The organism is Acidovorax sp. KPB24-03 (genome assembly GCF_057546605.1).
Genome location: NZ_BAAJYR010000522.1, coordinates 1 through 2078, shown reverse-complemented (window position 1 = coordinate 2078; position 2078 = coordinate 1). Strand labels below are relative to the sequence as shown.

The following is a 2078-nucleotide window of genomic DNA, read 5'->3' as shown; positions in this document are numbered from 1 at the left end:
GGCCAGGCCGGCGGCCGGGCGCGCGAAAGGCCCCGAAGGTGCAGGTGCGCCCCCATGTCACGTTCGGCGGCGACATGCCCCAGCGCCCGGGCGATTTCGGCCTGGAGATCGTCAACGGCATGGCCTGGCTCGTGCGGGCCCAGGAGGCCGACGAAACCGCCCGCCGTTCGCGCGCGCAGGAAGAAGAGCTGCACATCCAGCGCCTGATGCCCGCCGACGCACTGCGCATCCGCGGCCGCACAACGCCGTGAACGCGCTCGCCGCGCTGGCGCTCGCGCAGGCCGCCGGCTGCGCGCTGGGTCCCATGCTGTACGGCCTGCGCGAGTACCGCGGCGAGCCGCACCGCGTGGAGCCTGTGGGGCTCATCGGCGATGTGGAGTATTTCGACGACAGCAAGGGCACAAATGTGGGCGCCACCGTGGCGGCGCTCACCGGTCTGGGCGCGGAGCGCCGGCTGGTCGTCATCCTGGGCGGCGACGGCAAGGGGCAGGACTTCTCGCCGCTGGCCGCGCCCGTGTCGCGCTATGCCCGCGCCGTGGTGCTGATCGGCCGCGACGCGCCCCAGATCCGTGCCGCGCTCAAAGACGCGGGCGTGGCCCTGCTGGACGCACCGACGCTGCCGCAGGCGGTGGACCTGGCCACGCAGCGCGCCCATGCCGGCGATGCGGTGCTGATGTCGCCCGCCTGTGCCAGTTTCGATATGTTCAACGATTACGAGCACCGCGCCCGCGTGTTTTGCGAAGCGGTGCAAGCGCTTGCGAACGATCGCGGCCAGGACCTGGAGGGCTCCGCATGAGCACCGCACCCGCATCCCCCAGCCTGCTGCAGCGCCTGACCGGAAAGTTCGGCGGCTGGTTCGGCGGCCTGCCCGCCAAGCCCGCCGACGTGCTGCCGGTGCGCGTGGGCGGCACCGAATACCGCCAGACCACGACCACGCCGGCCAGCGTGCTCGGCTTCGACCAGGCCCTCCTGTGGGTCGTGGTGGCGCTGCTCGCCTGGGGACTGGTGATGGTGTATTCCGCGTCCATCGCCATGCCGGACAACCCGCGTTTCGGCAAGATCGCGCCCACCCATTTCCTGGTGCGCCACATCATGGCGCTGGTGATGGCCTTCGTCGCGGCCCTGCTGGCGTTCCAGATTCCCATGTCCACCTGGGAACGCGTGGCACCGTGGCTGTTCGTGCTGTCGATCGCTTTGCTTATCGCGGTGCTGATCCCGCACGTGGGCACGGTGGTCAACGGCGCGCGGCGCTGGCTCTCGCTGGGGGTCATGAACTTCCAGCCGTCGGAGCTGGCGAAGTTCGCCGTGCTCATCTACGCCTCGGACTACATGGTGCGCAAGATGGAGGTCAAGGAGCGCTTCTTCCGCGCCGTGCTGCCCATGGGCGCGGCCGTGGCCGTGGTGGGCGCGCTGCTGCTGGCCGAGCCCGACATGGGCGCCTTCATGGTGATCGCCGTGATCGCCATGGGCATCCTGTTCCTGGGCGGCGTGAACGCCCGCATGTTCTTCCTGATCGCCGCCGTGCTGGTGGGCGCCTTCGCGCTCATGGTGATGATGAGCGACTGGCGGCGCGAGCGCATCTTCGCGTACCTCGATCCCTGGAGCGAAAAGCACGCGCTGGGCAAGGGCTACCAGCTGTCGCACTCGCTGATCGCCATCGGCCGCGGCGAGATCTTCGGCGTCGGGCTGGGCGCAGCGTGGAAAAGCTGCACTGGCTGCCCGAGGCGCACACCGACTTCCTGCTCGCGGTGATCGGCGAGGAGTTCGGCCTGGTCGGCGTGCTCATCCTCATCGTGCTCTTCCTGTGGATGACCCGCCGCATCATGCACATCGGCCGCCAGGCCATCGCGCTGGACCGCGTGTTCGCCGGCCTGGTGGCGCAGGGCGTGGCCATCTGGATGGGCTTTCAGGCCTTCATCAACATGGGCGTGAACCTGGGCGCGCTGCCGACCAAGGGACTGACCCTGCCGCTGATGAGCTTCGGCGGCTCCGCCATCCTGATGAATCTGGTGGCCATCGCCGTGGTGCTTCGGGTTGACTATGAAAACAAGCACCTCATGCGCGGAGGCCGCGTATGA

Annotated in this window: 2 pseudogenes; both read left to right on the top strand. The window is 69.2% G+C overall.

The features are described from left to right. A pseudogene (locus tag AC27KI_RS23490) lies at positions 1-796 on the top strand (glutamate ligase domain-containing protein); the annotation flags it as partial. Beyond that, positions 793-2078: pseudogene (ftsW, locus tag AC27KI_RS23485) on the top strand (putative lipid II flippase FtsW). The pseudogenes AC27KI_RS23490 and ftsW, both read left to right, overlap by 4 nt.